This window comes from Acinetobacter sp. WC-323 (assembly GCF_000314615.1).
Classification (GTDB): Bacteria; Pseudomonadota; Gammaproteobacteria; order Pseudomonadales; family Moraxellaceae; genus Acinetobacter; species Acinetobacter courvalinii.
Map to the genome: position 1 here is coordinate 204,503 of NZ_AMZS01000058.1, position 17,930 is coordinate 222,432.

Consider the following 17,930-nt stretch of genomic DNA (forward strand, 5'->3'; position numbering starts at 1 on the left):
AAATTAAGCCAGATTTAAAAATATAATCGCATACAACTTAATATTAAAAACACATTATAAAATCAAATTTAAAAAGAGACAAAAAATGTCATTTAATGATTATTTCTATATTTAAGCTATACTTTATAAAGCAAAAAAAATGGCTCATTTCTGAGCCATTTCTGATTATAAAACCATTGCTGCAATCCAGCCAAAAATAAGGAGCGGGATATTAAAGTGTATAAAGGTGGGAACCACACTATCCCACATATGGTCATGCTGGCCATCCATATTTAAGCCAGATGTTGGTCCAAGCGTTGAATCTGAGGCTGGAGAACCCGCATCACCCAAGGCTGCTGCAGTTCCAATCAGGGCGATGGTTGCCATCGGACTAAAACCAAATTGTAAACACAGCGGAACATACATGATTGCCAAGATCGGAACTGTTGAAAAAGAAGAACCGATGCCAAGTGTAATCAGTAGACCAACCAGAAGCATGACAAAAGCAGCCAGCCCCTTACTATCCCCTATCCAGCCTGCTGTAGCCTTGACCAGTTCAGGAACCTGATGCGTTGCTTCAATCACTGCCGCAAAGCCCTGCGCAGCAATCATGGTAAAACCGACTAGAGCCATCATACGCATACCGGTCACAATCACATCATCGGCTTCTTTCCATTTAAAAATTCCTGCGCAGCTCAAAATTGCAACGCCAACCAAACCAGCGACAATCATCGAATCTGAGTAAAGTTGCACAACGATTGTGGCAATAATGGCAAAAGCGGCCATGAACAAAGTAAATTTTGCGATCTGCGGTGCCTGTTGTTCCTGGGTCATCTCTCCCACGATGCTGCGGGCAACATTATGTAATGCCTTATCTTCATAGTTCCGGGGCTTCCGATAACTGATGAAAACTGCTGTTAACATCCCTAAAAACATACCCGAAATAGGGATCAGCATGGCTTGAGGAATTTGATCGTTACGAATATGGAAACCATAACTTTGACCAAAGTGATTGATATTATGTGCCAGAATATCATTCAGGAAAATTGCACCAAAGCCCATAGGTAAAAACATATAGGTGGCGACCAGTCCAAAAGTCAATACACATGCAATCGCTCGACGATCCAGACGTAAATGGTTAAACACAATCAATAAAGGAGGAATCAGTACCGGAATAAAAGCAATATGGACTGGAATAACATTTTGCGATGCGACAGCAGCAAGCCCAACCGTAACAAAAATGAGAAATTTCACTTTCTTCTGGGCACGTATATCTGCACCATTTTTAAGGCTTTTAACCAGTTTATACGCCAGCAGATCAGGCAATCCAGAACGTGCCAATGCCAGTGCAAATGCTCCCAGCACCCCATAAGCCAAGGCGATTTGTGCCCCGCCACCTAAACCATTATTAAAGGCCTGAACAGTACCTTGCATGCCCAGACCGGCCAACAAGCCTCCTGTTAATGCGCCAATCACAAGTGCAAAAACAACAGGAACTCGCCCCAAGGCAAGACCGAACATCACAGCAACAGCTGAAATAATCGCAAACATAACTTTGAACTAAATGAAACGAGGGCGTCATTCTAACAGAGTTTAATTTCAGCGATTGCTGCTCATCGATTTTTATTTATGCATTTTTCACGATAAATTGATGAATATAATCCGCGATTTTTTCGGGTTGACTCAACACTGCCCAATGATTGGCATCCAGCTCGACATATTCAAAGTTTTCGACCCATTTTGGCATCGACTCGGTAATGTACTCGGGACTAACGAAAGCATCGCGCTTTAACACGATGGCCTGCACTGGACACTGTGCATAACGCTGGCGTGGCCGGGTTAAAGACGGAATAAAGTTGGCGCGATACAGGTTAATCCCGTATTTGCCATCGGAGGCGATGTTGGCATTTAATGGCAAACCTTGCTTTCTCTCTAAACCACTTAAAATCTTGCCCCATTTTTCAGGACTAAAAAAGGTCCATACCGTCGGTGCAATCAGGGGTAAATGAAAAGCCCCGATATACCAGGATTTCGTCAGCATTTTTAATACATTGCTTGGCGCAGCTTTAAATTTTTCCCGTAGATAAAATGAGGCATGATCCAGACAAGGTCCTGAAATCGTAGTATAGGACAACAGTCGACCTTTCAGTTTTGGTTCAGTTGCAGATTCCCAAGACTGCAGAGATCCCCAATCATGTGCTGCCATATGGAAATTACGATTCGGTAACACCTGATCAACAACTTCCTGTAAATCCAGTGACAAGCGTGGCAAACGGTAGTCCTTAATCCGTTTCGGAATAGATGATAAGCCTGCACCACGCACGTCATAGGTCACGACATAATATTCATCGATCAACTTTTCAATGATCGGTTCCCAAACTTCCTGATTATCTGGATAACCATGCACCAGCACCAAAGCTGTGTTTTTCTCATCGCCCCATGTTTTGACACAAAGCGTTTGCTGGTCTGATGTGGTTACTGTTTTTACTTGTGTTTGCATAATTCTTTCCCATTTTGTTTTCTATCGGCCTGGTGATAAAACAGCCATTGCCAGCGATACACTAAAAATGATACTTATGGAGTATGAATAGAGTTGCAAGAAAAAAAATTGACCATGAAAGACTTTTTCAGAAAAATTCGAACCATTCCGGCAATTTCCAGATTTCTGCTGAATCACTACTCCCCTTATCGTGGTGCGGGAATCGAGATTGAAACCATTGATCTGGATGATTACTACATTCGGGTTAAAATGCCACTCACCAGACGCAATCGCAATCTGGTCGGAACGCATTTTGGCGGTAGTTTATATTCGATGGTCGATCCTTTTTATATGTTGATTCTGATCCATCATCTGGGCAATAAATATATTGTCTGGGATAAAAGTGCCACAATTAATTTTATTGCGCCAGGCCGCAATACCGTTTATGCCGAGATCCAGCTGAATGCCAATGAAATCACCGAAATTAAGCAGCTGGCAGAAAATCACCAACCGGTTTTACGGCATTACAGCTTAAATATTGTGGATGATGCCGGCACACGTATTGCCGAAGTCGAAAAAGTGCTTTATATCCGGCGTAAAAAACCCAAAGCATCGTTAAAACCATAGCAATAAAAATGCCTGCAACACGTGCAGGCATTTTTTAAATCTGTTGCGCAGACATTATCTTTTCTTCTCTTGAATGGCTGCACCAGCACCACCGCCGATTGCACCACCAATCGCAGCGCCTGAGTCACCACCAAAGATGGCTTTACCTACCACAGAACCGATACCCGCACCAATCGCGCTACTGGTTGTAGAACTGCTATTCGCGCCTTTTGCATTGGCACCTACACCTGCACCCGCAGCTGCACCAACGCCCGCACCAAGACCACCGCCCACGTGGTTACCTAAACCACCACCGACAGCACCACCAAGCGCTGCGGTACCAATACGCTGGTCAGAGGCACTCATATTTTGACAGCCTGTGAACATTACCGCCGATAACACCAAAGTTGAAACTAAACCGATTGTTTTTTTCATGCCTATACTCACTTCTCTTATGCTCTATCCAAAAGCATAATCCTCTTTTATGGGGAATTTGATCACATTGTGTTATCACTCTGTCCCAATCGATTAGTATTTTGTAAAGACAGTGTTTGGGGCAGCTAGCTCGGGTGGCTAAAGGATTTTGAAATAATTAAGGATAGAAATAATCTTGATACACCTGATCAAAAACTTGGTATTTATTCAACAGAATTTATTTGTTATGAAGCCGACTAAAGACATTATAATTTTTCTTGAAGCGCACTCAGCAATCCGTCTTTATCACTGAGAGAAACATTTATAAGATAATAGTTAGAAAGATGATCTGATTGAAGTATTCAGATCATCTCCCAAGTCATCTGCAAATTTAGGTGCGGGCTTAGTACTTGCCTTTTTTCTCGCCATAAGCAGAGCCGGCACTACCACCTAATGCGCCACCGACTGCAGCGCCTGAGTCACCGCCCAATACCGCACCACCGATCACTGCACCTAAGCCGGCACCGATTGCGCTATTACGTGTATTTTTACTATTTGAACCTTTAGCATTGGCCGCAACACCTGCACCAATTGCAGCACCAAGACCAGCGCCAAGGTTACCACCAACATGCTTACCTACCGCACCACCTGCACCGCCACCAATCGCAGCAGAACCGATACGTTTACTTTCTGGGCTGGCATTTTGGCAACCGACAAACAAGGTGGTTGACATCAAACCTACACCAGCAATCATCATCATTTTTTTCATTCGACCATCTCCTCTCTCAGATGTGCATAGGATAGTATTGTTTAATGAACTGTTTACTTTGATTAAGTAATCAAATACTGATGCTGTAATGCGTTTTTGTAACAACTGCTTCATTTTTCCACAAAAAAAGGCACCCGAAGGTGCCTTTTTCATTGGTTAAGACTTAGAACTGGTCTGAGTTCAACGCTTGACTAAATGCTTGGTCAACTTCACTAAAGTCATTGTGAAGTTCAAATTCAGCAGCTTCTGCTTCTTGACGACGACGCTCTAGGTGATACGCAAGACCTGTACCTGCTGGGATCAAGCGACCCACAACAACGTTTTCTTTCAAGCCACGTAAATCATCTTCTTTACCTGTTACAGCCGCTTCAGTTAACACACGTGTGGTTTCCTGGAACGATGCAGCAGAGATGAACGAGTCAGTAGAAAGCGACGCTTTGGTAATACCCATCAATTGACGTTCAAACTTCGCAGGGAACTTGTTCTGAGCCAAGACAGCTTGGTTCTCTTGAACAACGCGGATGTAATCCACTTGCTCGCCTTTGATGAAGCTTGTATCACCGCCATCAGTGATATCAACTTTACGCAACATTTGACGTACAACTACTTCAATGTGCTTATCGTTGATTTTTACACCTTGGAGACGGTAAACGTCTTGAACTTCGTTCACGATGTAGTTGGTTAATGCCACTTCGCCTTTTAAACGTAAGATGTCATGTGGGTTTTGTGGACCATCAGAAATGGTTTCACCACGGTTGACATGCTCACCTTCGAACACGTTAATGGTACGCCATTTTGGAATCAATTCTTCGTAAATCTCAGAACCATCATCCGGAGTAATCACTAAACGGTTCTTACCTTTGGTCTCTTTACCGAAGCTGACAACACCTGATACTTCTGCAAGGATCGCATGTTCTTTCGGCTTACGTGCTTCGAACAAGTCAGCTACACGCGGCAGACCACCGGTAATATCACGAGTACGTGACGTTTCTTGTGGTACACGACCAATGACATCACCCACACCAATCGTTTCGCCATCACGGACAGTTACAATTGTGTTTTGTGGCAAGAAGTAGAACTGTTCGCCGCCATCGGTTGTATCCAACACGATTGCAGGACGTAAATCTTTACCAGAAGCAGGACGCGCTGTTACAGGCAAGATTTCAACAGTAGTCATACCGGTTGCATCATCAGTTTTCGATGTTGCAGTTACGCCATCAGCAATCTGGCTGAAACGCGCTTTACCAGCAACTTCTGTGACCAATGGATGTGTATGTGGATCCCAAGTCGCGACGATACCGCCAGCTTCTACAGCTTCGCCATCTTTCAACAAGATGCTTGCACCGTAAGGAAGCTTATAACGCTCGCGCTCACGACCTAAATCATCCGCAATACCGATTTCACCTGAACGTGAAACAGATACTTGGTGACCTTTGGCATGTTGTACAGTTTTCACGTTGTGGAAACGTACAGTACCTTTGTTACGTACTTGAACACTGTTTGCAGCAGAAGTTCGGCTCGCAGCACCACCCACGTGGAAGGTACGCATCGTTAACTGTGTACCTGGCTCACCAATTGACTGTGCAGCCATTACACCCACTGATTCACCTGGGTTCACCAAGTGACCACGTGCAAGGTCACGACCATAACAACGCGCACATACACCGAAGGTAGATTCACAAGCGATAACTGAACGTACTTTAACTTCATCGACACCCGCTTCTTCAAGCTGAGCAGCAATTTTCTCGTCAATCAAGGTACCACGTGGAAGAACCACTTCATCATCAGATGCACGACGTACATCTTCAGCAGTTACACGACCCAATACGCGGTCGCGTAATGGTTCAATAACGTCACCACCTTGAATGAACGGAGTCATCACTAGGCCGCCAGCTGTACCACAGTCAGATTCAGTAATTACCAAATCTTGTGCGACGTCTACAAGACGACGTGTCAAGTAACCAGAGTTCGCAGTTTTCAATGCTGTATCGGCCAAACCTTTACGCGCACCGTGTGTCGAGATGAAGTACTGAAGTACCGTCAAACCTTCACGGAAGTTTGCTTTAATCGGGGTCTCAATGATCGAGCCATCCGGCTTCGCCATCAAACCACGCATACCTGCAAGCTGACGAATCTGCGCCGCACTACCACGGGCACCCGAGTCAGACATCATATAAATCGAGTTGAATGATTTCTGCTTCTCGTCTTCACCTTGTTTGTTTTTCACAAGGGTATAAGACAAGTTATCCATCATCGCTTTCGCAACCTGGTCGTTTGTACGCGCCCAGATATCGACAACTTTGTTATAACGCTCACCCGCAGTTACGAAACCTTGCTCAAACTGTTGTTCGATTTCACGAACTTCTGTTTCCGCTTTATCGATAATCGTATGCTTGGTTGGTGGAATCAACATGTCTTCCATACCAACAGATACACCTGAACGCGTCGCTTGACGGAAGCCCAAATACATCAATTGGTCAGCGAAGATTACAGTATCTTTCAAACCAAGTTTACGGTAGCAAGAGTTGATTAACTTCGAGATGTTTTTCTTGGTCATCTCAAGGTTGATCGATTCGAAGCTTAAACCTTGTGGAACAACTTCCCATAACAAGCAACGACCAGGTGTTGTATCAACAATGATGGTTTGCTTTTCACGGTTACCGTTTTCATCAATCACCGTTTGATGTACACGTACTTTTACACGCGCATGGATCGCAACTTTACCCGTCGCTAATGCACGGTTAACTTCGTGAGTATCCGCAAACACCATGCCTTCACCTTTGGCATTTACCGCATCACGTGTGATGTAGTAAAGACCCAAGACCACGTCCTGAGAAGGAACGATGATTGGCTCACCGTTTGCAGGTGACAAGATGTTGTTGGTCGACATCATCAAGGCACGTGCTTCAAGCTGTGCTTCCAATGTCAACGGAACGTGTACCGCCATTTGGTCACCATCGAAGTCGGCGTTAAACGCAGCACAGACGAGTGGGTGAAGACGGATTGCCTTACCTTCGATCAGAATAGGTTCAAATGCTTGAAGACCTAGACGGTGAAGTGTTGGCGCACGGTTCAACATCACTGGATGTTGACGAATTACAGAGGCTAGAACGTCCCAAACTTCCGGCGTCTCGCGCTCAACCATTTTCTTCGCAGCTTTAATGGTTGTTGCTTGGCCTGAAGCTTGTAGTTTTGCGAAAATGAATGGCTTGAATAATTCAAGTGCCATCTTCTTCGGAAGACCACATTGGTGAAGACGTAAAGTAGGACCTACGGTAATCACCGAACGACCTGAATAGTCAACACGCTTACCGAGCAAGTTTTGACGGAAACGACCTTGTTTACCTTTGATCATGTCTGCCAAAGATTTCAATGGACGTTTGTTCGAACCTGTAATTGCGCGACCACGACGACCGTTATCAAGCAACGCATCGACAGACTCTTGTAACATACGTTTTTCGTTACGTACGATGATGTCTGGCGCAGCAAGGTCAAGAAGACGCTTCAAACGGTTGTTACGGTTGATCACACGACGATATAAATCGTTCAAGTCTGAAGTCGCGAAACGACCACCTTCAAGTGGTACAAGCGGACGTAAGTCTGGTGGAAGTACAGGAAGTACGTTCATCACCATCCATTCAGGCTTGTTGTTCGAATCTTTGAAAGCTTCCATCAATTTCAAACGCTTAGACGCTTTTTTAAGTTTCGTCTCTGACGTTGTTTGTGGAATTTCTTCACGTAAACGCGCAATCTCAGCTTCAAGATCGATATCTTTTAATAAGTCCTGAACTGCTTCTGCACCCATTTTCGCAGTGAATTCATCACCGTGTTCTTCAAGTGCATTGTAGTATTCTTCGTCTGTTAAAAGCTGATACTTTTCAAACGGAGTCATACCAGGATCAGTAACCACATAAGATTCGAAATACAATACGCGCTCGATATCACGTAATGTCATATCAAGAAGTAAACCGATACGGCTCGGTAATGATTTCAAGAACCAGATGTGTGCAACTGGAGAAGCAAGCTCGATGTGACCCATACGTTCACGACGAACTTTCGCTGTTGTTACTTCAACGCCACATTTTTCACAAATGACGCCTTTGTATTTCATACGCTTGTATTTACCACACAAGCATTCGTAATCTTTTACTGGACCAAAGATTTTGGCACAGAACAAACCGTCACGTTCAGGTTTAAAAGTACGGTAGTTAATGGTTTCAGGCTTTTTAACTTCACCGTGAGACCATGACTTAATCATCTCTGGTGACGCAAGACCAATACGGATACGGTCAAATTCAATAGGTGCATGACCTTCTGAATCCGTTTTCTTACGCATGATATCGAGCAAGTCTTTCAATTTTTTTCTCCGTGTGTCGGGGAGCTAGGCTCACCCGACTGGGTCACAAATATTGTTTTTACTGAAATTTGGAATCTCCCCTAGCCCCTCTTTAAGAAAGAGAGGAACTTCCCCCTTTAACAAAGGGGGATCGAGGGGGATTTAGTCACCATTTTTCAGTTCAATGTTGATACCTAAAGAACGGATCTCTTTGGTCAATACGTTGAACGATTCAGGCATACCCGGATCCATATAATGGTTACCATCTACAATATTCTTATAGATGCGTGTACGGCCTTCGACGTCATCCGACTTCACGGTAAGCATTTCTTGGAGGGTATATGCTGCACCGTATGCTTCAAGTGCCCATACTTCCATCTCACCGAAACGCTGACCACCGAATTGTGCTTTACCACCAAGCGGCTGTTGCGTCACAAGAGAGTAAGAACCTGTTGAACGCGCATGCATCTTGTCATCAACCAAGTGGTTCAATTTGAGCATGTACATGTAACCTACAGTTACAGGACGGTCAAACTGCTCACCGGTACGACCATCAAACAATACTGTTTGACCAGTACGTGAAACGTCTGCCAACTCAAGTAAGTCTTTGATCTGGCTTTCTTCAGCACCATCGAATACTGGAGTTGCCAATGGAACACCAGCACGTAGGTTACCTGAAAGCGCCAAGATTTCTGCGTCAGTCAAGCTATCCAGCTCTTCCTGCTCACCACCAACCTTGTTATAAATCTTGTCTAAGAATTCACGCAGTTCAATCACTGTACGTTGTTCTTTCAACATTTTTTCGATCTTATCGCCAAGACCTTTCGCCGCCATACCCAAGTGAGTCTCAAGAATCTGACCCACGTTCATACGTGACGGTACACCCAGTGGGTTCAATACGATGTCGACTGGTACACCATTGGCATCATGTGGCATGTCTTCAACCGGCAAGATGTTTGATACAACACCCTTGTTACCGTGACGACCCGCCATCTTATCACCAGGCTGGATACGACGTTTAACCGCAAGGTAAACCTTAACAACTTTCAATACACCCGTTGTTAATTCATCACCTGTAGAAAGTTTACGCTTCTTCTCTGCAAACTTCTCGTCAATCTCGTAGCTCTTCTCTTTCAAGAACACTTGAATCTGAGTTAAACGTTCAGCGATGGCTTCATCATTTGGCTGGATTTCAAGTAAATCAACAAGCTCTAAACCAGACAATACGTCTTCAGAAAGTTTATCGCCGCGTTTAGTTGAACCACCACCGTTAGATTCTTGACCTTTCAACAAACGAACAATACGTTCGCGTGCTGCTTCTTCGAAGATTTTGTATTCTTCTTTCAAGTCTTTACGGTATGCATCAAGCTGAGCTTTTTCAATTGCTTGTGCACGTTCATCTTTTTCCAAACCGTCACGCGTGAAGACTTGAACGTCAATCACCGTACCTTTAGTACCAGACGGAACACGTAAAGATGAATCTTTTACGTCAGCCGCTTTTTCACCAAAGATTGCGCGAAGTAATTTTTCTTCAGGGGTTAACTGAGTTTCACCTTTAGGCGTTACCTTACCAACAAGGATGTCACCCGCAGTCACTTCAGCACCGATATAAACAATACCTGACTCATCCAGTTTAGACAGTGCAGCTTCACCGACGTTAGGAATATCGGCAGTAATTTCTTCTGCGCCTAACTTGGTATCACGTGCTACACATGACAATTCCTGAATATGAATCGAGGTTAAACGGTCTTCTTGAAGTACACGCTCAGAAAGTAAGATCGAGTCTTCATAGTTATAACCGTTCCATGTCATGAACGCGACGCGCATGTTTTGACCAAGCGCAAGTTCACCCATGTCAGTCGATGGACCGTCAGCCAAGATATCACCACGAGCAACTTTATCGCCCAGGTTCACGATGACATTTTGGTTAATACATGTATTCTGGTTTGAACGTGTATATTTGATCAGGTTGTAGATATCTACACCTGCTTCACCCGCGATCATTTCATCTTCGTTGACACGAATAACGATACGAGATGCATCAACATATTCAATCGCACCGCCACGGTTTGCGATCACACACACACCTGAGTCACGTGCTACGTTTGCTTCCATACCTGTACCAACAAGCGGCTTGTCAGCACGCAATGTAGGAACAGCCTGACGTTGCATGTTTGAACCCATTAATGCACGGTTCGCATCATCGTGTTCAAGGAATGGAATCAATGATGCTGCAACAGAAACAACCTGCTGTGCAGAAACGTCCATATGTGTGACGCGCTCAGGCGACATACGTACGAATTCACCTTGATGACGTACAGAAACCATTTCTTCAGTCAAGTTGCCATCTTTATCCACTGCAGAGTCGGCCTGTGCAATGACAGTACCCACTTCTTCAATTGCAGATAAATATTCAACATCATCAGTTACACGACCGTCTACAACTTTACGGTATGGTGTTTCCAAGAAACCGAAGTCATTCGCTTTTGCATAAACAGAAAGCGAGTTGATCAAACCAATGTTTGGACCTTCAGGCGTTTCAATTGGACATACACGGCCATAGTGAGTTTGATGTACGTCACGTACTTCGAAGCCCGCGCGTTCACGTGTCAAACCACCAGGACCAAGCGCAGATACACGACGTTTGTGTGTAATCTCAGACAATGGGTTGTTTTGGTCCATGAACTGAGATAACTGGCTTGAACCAAAGAATTCTTTGATTGCAGCAGCAACTGGTTTCGCGTTGATTAAATCTTGTGGAGACAAGTTATCAGTTTCTGCCTGGCTTAAACGCTCTTTAACAGCACGTTCAACACGAACTAGACCAACACGGAATTGGTTTTCAGTCATTTCACCAACAGAACGCACACGACGGTTACCCAAGTGGTCGATATCGTCGACTTCACCTTTACCGTTACGGATTTCTACCAATGTACGCAGTACATCAATGATATCTTCGTGCGATAAAATACCTTCAACTTCACGTGACTTCTGATCAGTACCCACTTCGTAAGGACGACCCAAACGACGGTTGAACTTCATACGACCCACTGGAGACAGGTCATAACGCTCAGAAGAGAAGAACAAGTTGTTGAATAAGTTTTCAGCAGCTTCTTTCGTTGGCGGCTCGCCTGGACGCATAACTTTATAGATTTCAACCAGCGCTTCTTCACGGCCAGTTGTGGTATCTGCACGTAATGTATCTGCAACGAAAGGACCACGATCGATGTCGTTGGTGAACAGGATGTTAAATTGTTTAACACCACCTTCAGCCAACTTAACCATCACTTCATGGCTAAGCACGGTATTCGCAGGAATCACATCACCACTTTTCAGGGTGATATCTTCAGCAGTAATACGCTCATATAAATATTCATCAGGTACAGAAAGCTTGGCTAAGTTCGCAGCTTCCATTTGACGTACGTGACGTGCGTTAATACGTTTACCCTGTTCAACAATGGTTTTACCATCATTGTCCAAGATATCAAATTGCGCCATTTCACCGCGTAAACGATCTGGAACGAGGTCAATTTGATAGCTACCCATGTCAAGATAGACAGGTACTTTTTCGTAGAACAAATTCAGGATTTGTTCATTGGTATAATTCAAGGCACGCAAGATCACAGTCGCCAACAATTTACGACGACGGTCAATACGTACGAATACTAAATCTTTTGCATCAAATTCAAAGTCTAACCATGAACCACGGTAAGGAATAATACGTGCTGAATACAACACTTTACCGCTTGAGTGGGTTTTACCCTTATCATGGTCAAAGAATACGCCTGGTGAACGGTGTAATTGAGATACGATTACACGCTCAGTACCGTTAATAACGAATGTACCGTTATCGGTCATGAGTGGCATTTCACCCATGTAAACTTCTTGTTCACGAACGTCTTTAATTGATTTCGTTTCACGATCTTTAATGATCAAACGAATTTTTACGCGCATTGGTGCTGCATAAGTTGAACCACGTAAAATACATTCACGTACGTCAAACTCAGGCTTACCAAGACTATACTCAACAAATTCTAAAGCAGCATTGCCAGAATAACTTTCAATAGGAAAAACTGAACGAAATGCGGCTTGGAGACCGATATCTTCGCGATTTTTTGGTGTTTTACCGCCTTGTAAGAATGTACGGTACGAATCGACCTGAATCGAAAGTAAGTACGGTGCTTCCATTACGTGGGGCAATTTACCAAAATTCTTACGGATCCGTTTCTTTTCGGTATATGAGTATGCCATCTGGAGTCCTCGGAAAGTAAACTAAACCCGCCTGCAGAACGGGCTTAGAAGGAATTACGCAGGCCGATATGGCCACCACTGTTTACAAATGCTGCAATTTTTAGTGGTATTAAAACGCTTAACAATATTTTTATAAGCAAAAAAATATTGGTAAGCGTTTGATTTTATTGATTTTGCTCAAATAATACGCGGATTATACGCAAAACTAACAAAAAACGAGCCGATTATTGTAACGCAAAAAGGCTGATGACCCAAGAGCCATCAGCCAATTTTTGGAGCCGATTATCAAAAAACCGACTCCCTACAGAATTACTTAAGTGTAACTGTAGCACCAGCTTCTTCAAGCTTCTTCTTAAGTTCTTCGCCTTCTTCTTTAGAAACGCCTTCCTTAAGAACAGCTGGAGCGCCTTCAACCATATCTTTAGCTTCTTTAAGGCCAAGACCAGTAGCTTCACGTACTGCTTTAATTACAGCAACTTTGTTAGCACCGAAAGAAGTCAACTCAACGTTGAATTCAGTTTGTTCTTCAGCAGCAGCAGCGCCAGCACCTGGAGCAGCAGCAACAGCTACAGCAGCAGCAGATACGTTAAATTTCTCTTCGAAAGCAGAGATTAATTCAACAAGTTCAAGAACTGTTTTTTCAGCAACTGCGTTTAAGATTTCTTCGTTAGTTAAAGCCATGAGAGTAACTCCAAATGGATATTGAATGGTGTGAAAATAGGATTAAGCCGCTTCTGACTCGTTTTTCTCTTTGAGCGCTGTAATGAGGCGACCCAATTTCGAAATCGGAGCTTGAAGAACAGAGGCAAGCATAGTAAGCGCTTTCTCTTGGTTCGGAAGGTTCGCAATAACGCTAACGTCAGCACCTTTATAAACTTTGCCATCAAATGCAGCAGCTTTAAGTTCAAATGCTTTGTTAGTTTTCGCAAATTCTTCGAACAAGCGTGCAGCTGCACCCATGTCATCTTCAGAAGTAGAGAAACCGAGAATTGTTGGACCAACAAGGTCGTCATTCAAGATATCGAATTGAGTACCTTCGAATGAACGCTTAGCCAAAGTGTTACGCACGATACGTGTAGTAACACCTAACTTACGAGCTTCAACACGAAGTGTTGTTAATTGCTCTACAGTTAAGCCTTGGTAGTCAGCAACAACGGCAGAGAACGCTTTAGAAGCAACTTCGTTTACTTCTGCAACGATCTGTTTTTTGTCTTCGATAAGAAGAGCCATCGTAAAACCTCCTAACGGTGATTTATGCACCCTTAACGGATGCACTCCCAATTCGTAAGTCCTATTCAGACTTACACGCGGAGGAGGAACAAATCACACCACCGCGTCTACTCAGACTGGATGATTAAGAAAAACATTCGAAAATATTTCTCGCCTGAGGTCTTTGACGCTGATAAATATTCATTTATCAATTCAAAGTTTGCTTAGATTTTCTCAAAGAGAAAACCTAAGGCTTTAAAATTCTTTCTAATTACTTAGATACGTTGCTTACGTCAACGATCAAACCAGGGCCCATAGTTGAACTCAAAGTGATCTTTTTAACGTATACACCTTTAGAAGTTGCAGGCTTCAACTTTTTCAAGTCTGCAATTAAAGTTTCAACGTTTTGACGTACAGCTTCTTCGCTAAAGCCAAGTTGGCCGATCGCAGCGTGGATGATACCCGCTTTGTCTACACGGTAACGTGCTTGACCAGATTTAGCATTCTTAACCGCACCAGCAACATCAGGAGTTACTGTACCCACTTTCGGGTTTGGCATTAAGCCACGTGGACCAAGAATTGTACCCAACTTACCAACAACGCGCATTGCATCAGGAGCAGCAATTACTACGTCGAAATCAAGGTTTCCACCTTGAATGCTTTCAGCAAGGTCATCAAAACCAACGATATCAGCACCAGCAGCTTTCGCAGCTTCTGCAGCAGCACCTTGAGCAAATACAGCTACACGTACAGTTTTACCAGTACCTGCAGGTAAAGTCGTCGCGCCACGAACAACCTGATCAGATTTACGTGGGTCTACGCCAAGGTTTACAGCGATATCTAAAGATTCTTTGAACTTCGCAGCTGGAAGGCTGTTAAGAACTTGTACTGCTTCTTCCAAAGTGTAAACTTTGTTTGCTTCTACAGCAGCAGCAATGGCTTTTTGACGTTTAGTTAACTTTGCCATGTCTTATAGCTCCACTTCCAAGCCCATAGAACGTGCAGAACCAGCGATGGTACGAACACGAGCGTCTAAATCAGCACCAGTTAAGTCTGGTTCTTTAGTAGTCGCGATTTCTTCTAACTGAGCACGAGTCAACTTACCAACTTTAGTTTTGTTCGGTACAGAAGAACCCTTTTGAATACCAGCAGCTTTCTTAAGAAGAATAGATGCAGGTGGAGTTTTCATGATGAAAGTGAACGACTTATCGTTGTACACAGTGATCACGACAGGAATTGGCAAACCAACTTCAAGTTTTTGTGTAGCAGCATTGAATTCTTTACAGAATGCCATGATGTTTACACCACGTTGACCTAAAGCAGGACCAATTGGTGGAGATGGATTCGCTTTACCAGCTGGAACTTGCAGCTTGATATAGCCGTCAATCTTCTTAGCCATTGAAAATTACCTCTGGGTACAGACGCCGCTAGGCTCCCCAAAAAATTAAACAACACCGAAGTGTTTGAACAACAATGCCCGATCAGATCGGGCGCTTATCAACCTAAACAGGTTAAATCGTTTTTTCGACTTGGCGAAACTCGAGTTCAACCTGAGTTGGTCGATTAAATACATTAATCGTCAACGTCAAACGTGACTTATCATATTGAACTTCCTCCACGACTCCTTTAAAGTCAGTGAACGGACCGTCAACAACGAGCAATTCTTCACCTGGTTCAAACATCGTCTTAGGACGTGGTGCTTCACCAGTATTACGTACACGCGCAAGAATCGCATCAGCTTCACGTTGTGAAATAGGTGCCGGTTTTTCTGGTGTACCACCAATAAAACCAAGGACCTTTGGACACTCTTTAACGATGTGCCAAGTATCATCATTCATTTCCATTTCGACTAATACATAGCCTGGAAAGAATTTACGTTCAGACTTACGCTTCTTACCATCCTTCATTTCCACTACTTCTTCAGTAGGGACGAGGACTTCACCAAAGCTATCAGCAACAGTGCTGCGCTGGATTCGGTCATTAAGTGAACGCATCACTTGTTTTTCAAAACCTGAATAGGCATGAATAATATACCAACGTTTCATCGCACTCTTACCCGATAATTAACTTAATAAACCAACCTAACCCGTAATCGAAACACCATAAAACCAATGATGCAACCACTACAACCAAAAGCACCTGCCACGAAGTCGTGATCGTCTCTTGTTTTGTTGGCCAGGTCACTCGACGCAGTTCAATTCGCGCATCTTGCAACAAACGCACAAAGCCTTTGCCTTGATGGGTGGCGTATAATAAACCTAAAGCGACGACGATACAAGCCAAAATTACCCCAACGCGCACCCAAATATCATTTGCTGGTGCCCAATAGGCAGGTAAATGTTGATTTACCAATGCTGAACCGATCAATAAAGCGATAGCAATCAACCACAAGACAGCATCAAGTGGAGTACCAGCGCTTACAACTTCTGCAGCATTATTTCTTTGAGGGATTGGCGCGTCGCTTAATGCGTCACGCGATTTATCATTCGACATTTTTTTACTCGTCGTAGAATTCGCGACTTATTATATGACAACTCAGCCAGAATTAAGCTTTTTTATAAAAAAAAAGTGGCAGGCCAGGAGGGACTCGAACCCCCAACATTCGGTTTTGGAGACCGACGCTCTACCAATTGAACTACTAGCCTATTATGCAAATCGAAAGCCGAAGCTTCCGATTTGAGTGTAACACAGTATTGGGCTTATGCAGTTACTTTAGCAACAACACCAGCACCTACAGTACGACCACCTTCACGGATCGCAAAACGTAGACCTGGGTCCATTGCGATCGGGTGGATTAACTCTACTGACATTTCTACGTTGTCACCAGGCATTACCATTTCTACGCCATCTTGTAATTTGATCGCGCCAGTTACGTCAGTTGTACGGAAGTAGAACTGTGGACGGTAACCGTTAAGGAATGGAGTGTGACGACCACCTTCTTCTTTAGAAAGTACGTATACTTCTGCATCGAATTTAGTGTGCGGCTTGATTGTACCTGGTTTAGCAAGTACTTGACCACGTTGTACGTCTTCACGCTTAGTACCACGAAGCAAGATACCACAGTTCTCACCTGCACGGCCTTCGTCAAGAAGTTTACGGAACATTTCTACGCCAGTTACAGTTGTTTTAACTGTATCTTTAATACCAACGATCTCGACTTCTTCACCAACTTTAACGATACCAGCTTCTACACGGCCTGTTACTACAGTACCACGACCAGAAATTGAGAATACGTCTTCGATTGGCATCAAGAATGCTTTGTCGATTGCACGTTCTGGTTCTGGAATGTAAGAGTCAAGCGCTTCAACAAGAGCGATAACTGCTGATTCGCCATATTGACCAGCATCACCTTCCAACGCTTTAAGCGCTGAACCACGGATAACTGGAGTTCATCACCGGGAAGTCATAAGTAGAAAGAAGTTCACGAACTTCCATTTCTACTAATTCAAGTAATTCTTCGTCATCAACAAGGTCACACTTGTTCAAGAATACAACGATGTAAGGTACCCAACCTGACGTGAAAGAAGGATGTGTTCACGAGTTTGTGGCATTGGACCATCAGTCGCAGCACATACAAGGATCGCGCCGTCCATCTGAGCAGCACCAGTAATCATGTTTTTAACATAATCGGCGTGGCCCGGGCAGTCTACGTGAGCGTAGTGACGGATTGGAGAATCGTATTCTACGTGTGATGTATTAATTGTAATACCACGTGCTTTTTCTTCAGGAGCTGAGTCGATTTGTGAGTAATCTTTCGCTTCACCGCCGTAAGTTTTTGCACAGATCGTTGCAATCGCAGCAGTTAAAGTTGTTTTACCATGGTCAACGTGACCAATTGTACCCACGTTTACGTGTGGTTTGTTACGTTCAAACTTGGCTTTAGCCAT

The 17,930-nt window shown here is 43.8% G+C and carries 13 protein-coding genes, 1 tRNA gene and 1 pseudogene; 1 reads left to right on the forward strand and 14 read right to left on the reverse strand.

The window, feature by feature from the left end; all coding sequences use genetic code 11:
- Positions 1–165: 165 nt before the first annotated feature.
- Both ACINWC323_RS04775 and ACINWC323_RS04770 read right to left on the reverse strand, forming a co-directional pair.
- Positions 166–1,530: a Na+/H+ antiporter family protein gene (locus ACINWC323_RS04775; protein WP_009514241.1), complete on the reverse strand. Its 1,365-nt coding sequence runs from the start codon at positions 1,528–1,530 to the stop codon at positions 166–168.
- A 76-nt stretch (positions 1,531–1,606) separates the two neighbouring features.
- Positions 1,607–2,479 carry an alpha/beta fold hydrolase gene (locus ACINWC323_RS04770; RefSeq protein WP_009514116.1) on the reverse strand — a complete coding sequence of 291 codons (873 nt, stop codon included), beginning with the start codon at positions 2,477–2,479 and terminating at the stop codon, positions 1,607–1,609.
- Positions 2,480–2,593: 114 nt separating this feature from the next.
- Here ACINWC323_RS04770 and ACINWC323_RS04765 point away from each other — a divergent pair, with 114 nt between their 5' ends.
- Positions 2,594–3,085, forward strand: a complete 492-nt coding sequence (locus ACINWC323_RS04765; RefSeq protein ID WP_005280965.1) for a DUF4442 domain-containing protein — start codon at positions 2,594–2,596, stop codon at positions 3,083–3,085.
- 54 nt (positions 3,086–3,139) lie between these two features.
- Here ACINWC323_RS04765 and ACINWC323_RS04760 read toward each other — a convergent pair whose 3' ends face one another.
- The 12 genes and pseudogenes from ACINWC323_RS04760 to tuf all read right to left on the reverse strand — a co-directional run bounded on the left by ACINWC323_RS04760 (position 3,140) and on the right by tuf (position 17,930).
- Positions 3,140–3,499 carry a YMGG-like glycine zipper-containing protein gene (locus tag ACINWC323_RS04760; protein ID WP_004774022.1) on the reverse strand — a complete coding sequence of 120 codons (360 nt, stop codon included), beginning with the start codon at positions 3,497–3,499 and terminating at the stop codon, positions 3,140–3,142.
- A 382-nt stretch (positions 3,500–3,881) separates the two neighbouring features.
- Positions 3,882–4,247, reverse strand: coding sequence for a hypothetical protein (locus tag ACINWC323_RS04755; RefSeq protein ID WP_004774021.1), 366 nt, complete (start codon positions 4,245–4,247; stop codon positions 3,882–3,884).
- Between the two features lie 163 nt (positions 4,248–4,410).
- Positions 4,411–8,604 (reverse strand): DNA-directed RNA polymerase subunit beta', encoded by a 4,194-nt coding sequence (gene rpoC, locus ACINWC323_RS04750; RefSeq protein WP_004774020.1) that lies wholly within the window; start codon positions 8,602–8,604, stop codon positions 4,411–4,413.
- Positions 8,605–8,745: 141 nt separating this feature from the next.
- Complete coding sequence (gene rpoB / locus ACINWC323_RS04745) at positions 8,746–12,834, reverse strand: DNA-directed RNA polymerase subunit beta (protein WP_032881648.1); 4,089 nt, start codon at positions 12,832–12,834, stop codon at positions 8,746–8,748.
- A gap of 309 nt (positions 12,835–13,143) precedes the next feature.
- Positions 13,144–13,515, reverse strand: a complete 372-nt coding sequence (gene rplL / locus ACINWC323_RS04740) for a 50S ribosomal protein L7/L12 (RefSeq protein ID WP_004774018.1) — start codon at positions 13,513–13,515, stop codon at positions 13,144–13,146.
- Positions 13,516–13,557: 42 nt separating this feature from the next.
- Positions 13,558–14,064: a 50S ribosomal protein L10 gene (rplJ, locus tag ACINWC323_RS04735; RefSeq protein ID WP_004774017.1), complete on the reverse strand. Its 507-nt coding sequence runs from the start codon at positions 14,062–14,064 to the stop codon at positions 13,558–13,560.
- Positions 14,065–14,314: 250 nt separating this feature from the next.
- Positions 14,315–15,010, reverse strand: a complete 696-nt coding sequence (gene rplA / locus ACINWC323_RS04730; protein ID WP_005226393.1) for a 50S ribosomal protein L1 — start codon at positions 15,008–15,010, stop codon at positions 14,315–14,317.
- A 3-nt stretch (positions 15,011–15,013) separates the two neighbouring features.
- Positions 15,014–15,442, reverse strand: coding sequence for a 50S ribosomal protein L11 (gene rplK / locus ACINWC323_RS04725; protein ID WP_004637639.1), 429 nt, complete (start codon positions 15,440–15,442; stop codon positions 15,014–15,016).
- Positions 15,443–15,554: 112 nt separating this feature from the next.
- The gene (gene nusG / locus ACINWC323_RS04720) at positions 15,555–16,088 is read right to left on the reverse strand and encodes a transcription termination/antitermination protein NusG (RefSeq protein WP_004774016.1); all 534 of its coding nucleotides are present in this window, start codon (positions 16,086–16,088) and stop codon (positions 15,555–15,557) included.
- 7 nt (positions 16,089–16,095) lie between these two features.
- A complete protein-coding gene (gene secE, locus ACINWC323_RS04715) occupies positions 16,096–16,536 on the reverse strand; it encodes a preprotein translocase subunit SecE (RefSeq protein ID WP_009514157.1) in 441 nt (146 codons plus the stop codon).
- A 76-nt stretch (positions 16,537–16,612) separates the two neighbouring features.
- Positions 16,613–16,688, reverse strand: a tRNA-Trp gene (locus ACINWC323_RS04710).
- A 54-nt stretch (positions 16,689–16,742) separates the two neighbouring features.
- A pseudogene (tuf, locus tag ACINWC323_RS20420) lies at positions 16,743–17,930 on the reverse strand (elongation factor Tu).

Excerpts from the sequence above, each read along its gene's own strand:
- ACINWC323_RS04775 (WP_009514241.1), bottom strand. The coding sequence starts at position 1,530 with ATGTTTGCGATTATTTCAGCTGTTGCTGTGATGTTCGGTCTTGCCTTG.
- ACINWC323_RS04770 (WP_009514116.1), bottom strand. The coding sequence starts at position 2,479 with ATGCAAACACAAGTAAAAACAGTAACCACATCAGACCAGCAAACGCTT.
- ACINWC323_RS04765 (WP_005280965.1), top strand. The coding sequence starts at position 2,594 with ATGAAAGACTTTTTCAGAAAAATTCGAACCATTCCGGCAATTTCCAGA.
- ACINWC323_RS04760 (WP_004774022.1), bottom strand. The coding sequence starts at position 3,499 with ATGAAAAAAACAATCGGTTTAGTTTCAACTTTGGTGTTATCGGCGGTA.
- ACINWC323_RS04755 (WP_004774021.1), bottom strand. The coding sequence starts at position 4,247 with ATGAAAAAAATGATGATGATTGCTGGTGTAGGTTTGATGTCAACCACC.
- rpoB (WP_032881648.1), bottom strand. The coding sequence starts at position 12,834 with ATGGCATACTCATATACCGAAAAGAAACGGATCCGTAAGAATTTTGGT.
- rplL (WP_004774018.1), bottom strand. The coding sequence starts at position 13,515 with ATGGCTTTAACTAACGAAGAAATCTTAAACGCAGTTGCTGAAAAAACA.
- rplJ (WP_004774017.1), bottom strand. The coding sequence starts at position 14,064 with ATGGCTCTTCTTATCGAAGACAAAAAACAGATCGTTGCAGAAGTAAAC.
- rplA (WP_005226393.1), bottom strand. The coding sequence starts at position 15,010 with ATGGCAAAGTTAACTAAACGTCAAAAAGCCATTGCTGCTGCTGTAGAA.
- rplK (WP_004637639.1), bottom strand. The coding sequence starts at position 15,442 with ATGGCTAAGAAGATTGACGGCTATATCAAGCTGCAAGTTCCAGCTGGT.
- nusG (WP_004774016.1), bottom strand. The coding sequence starts at position 16,088 with ATGAAACGTTGGTATATTATTCATGCCTATTCAGGTTTTGAAAAACAA.
- secE (WP_009514157.1), bottom strand. The coding sequence starts at position 16,536 with ATGTCGAATGATAAATCGCGTGACGCATTAAGCGACGCGCCAATCCCT.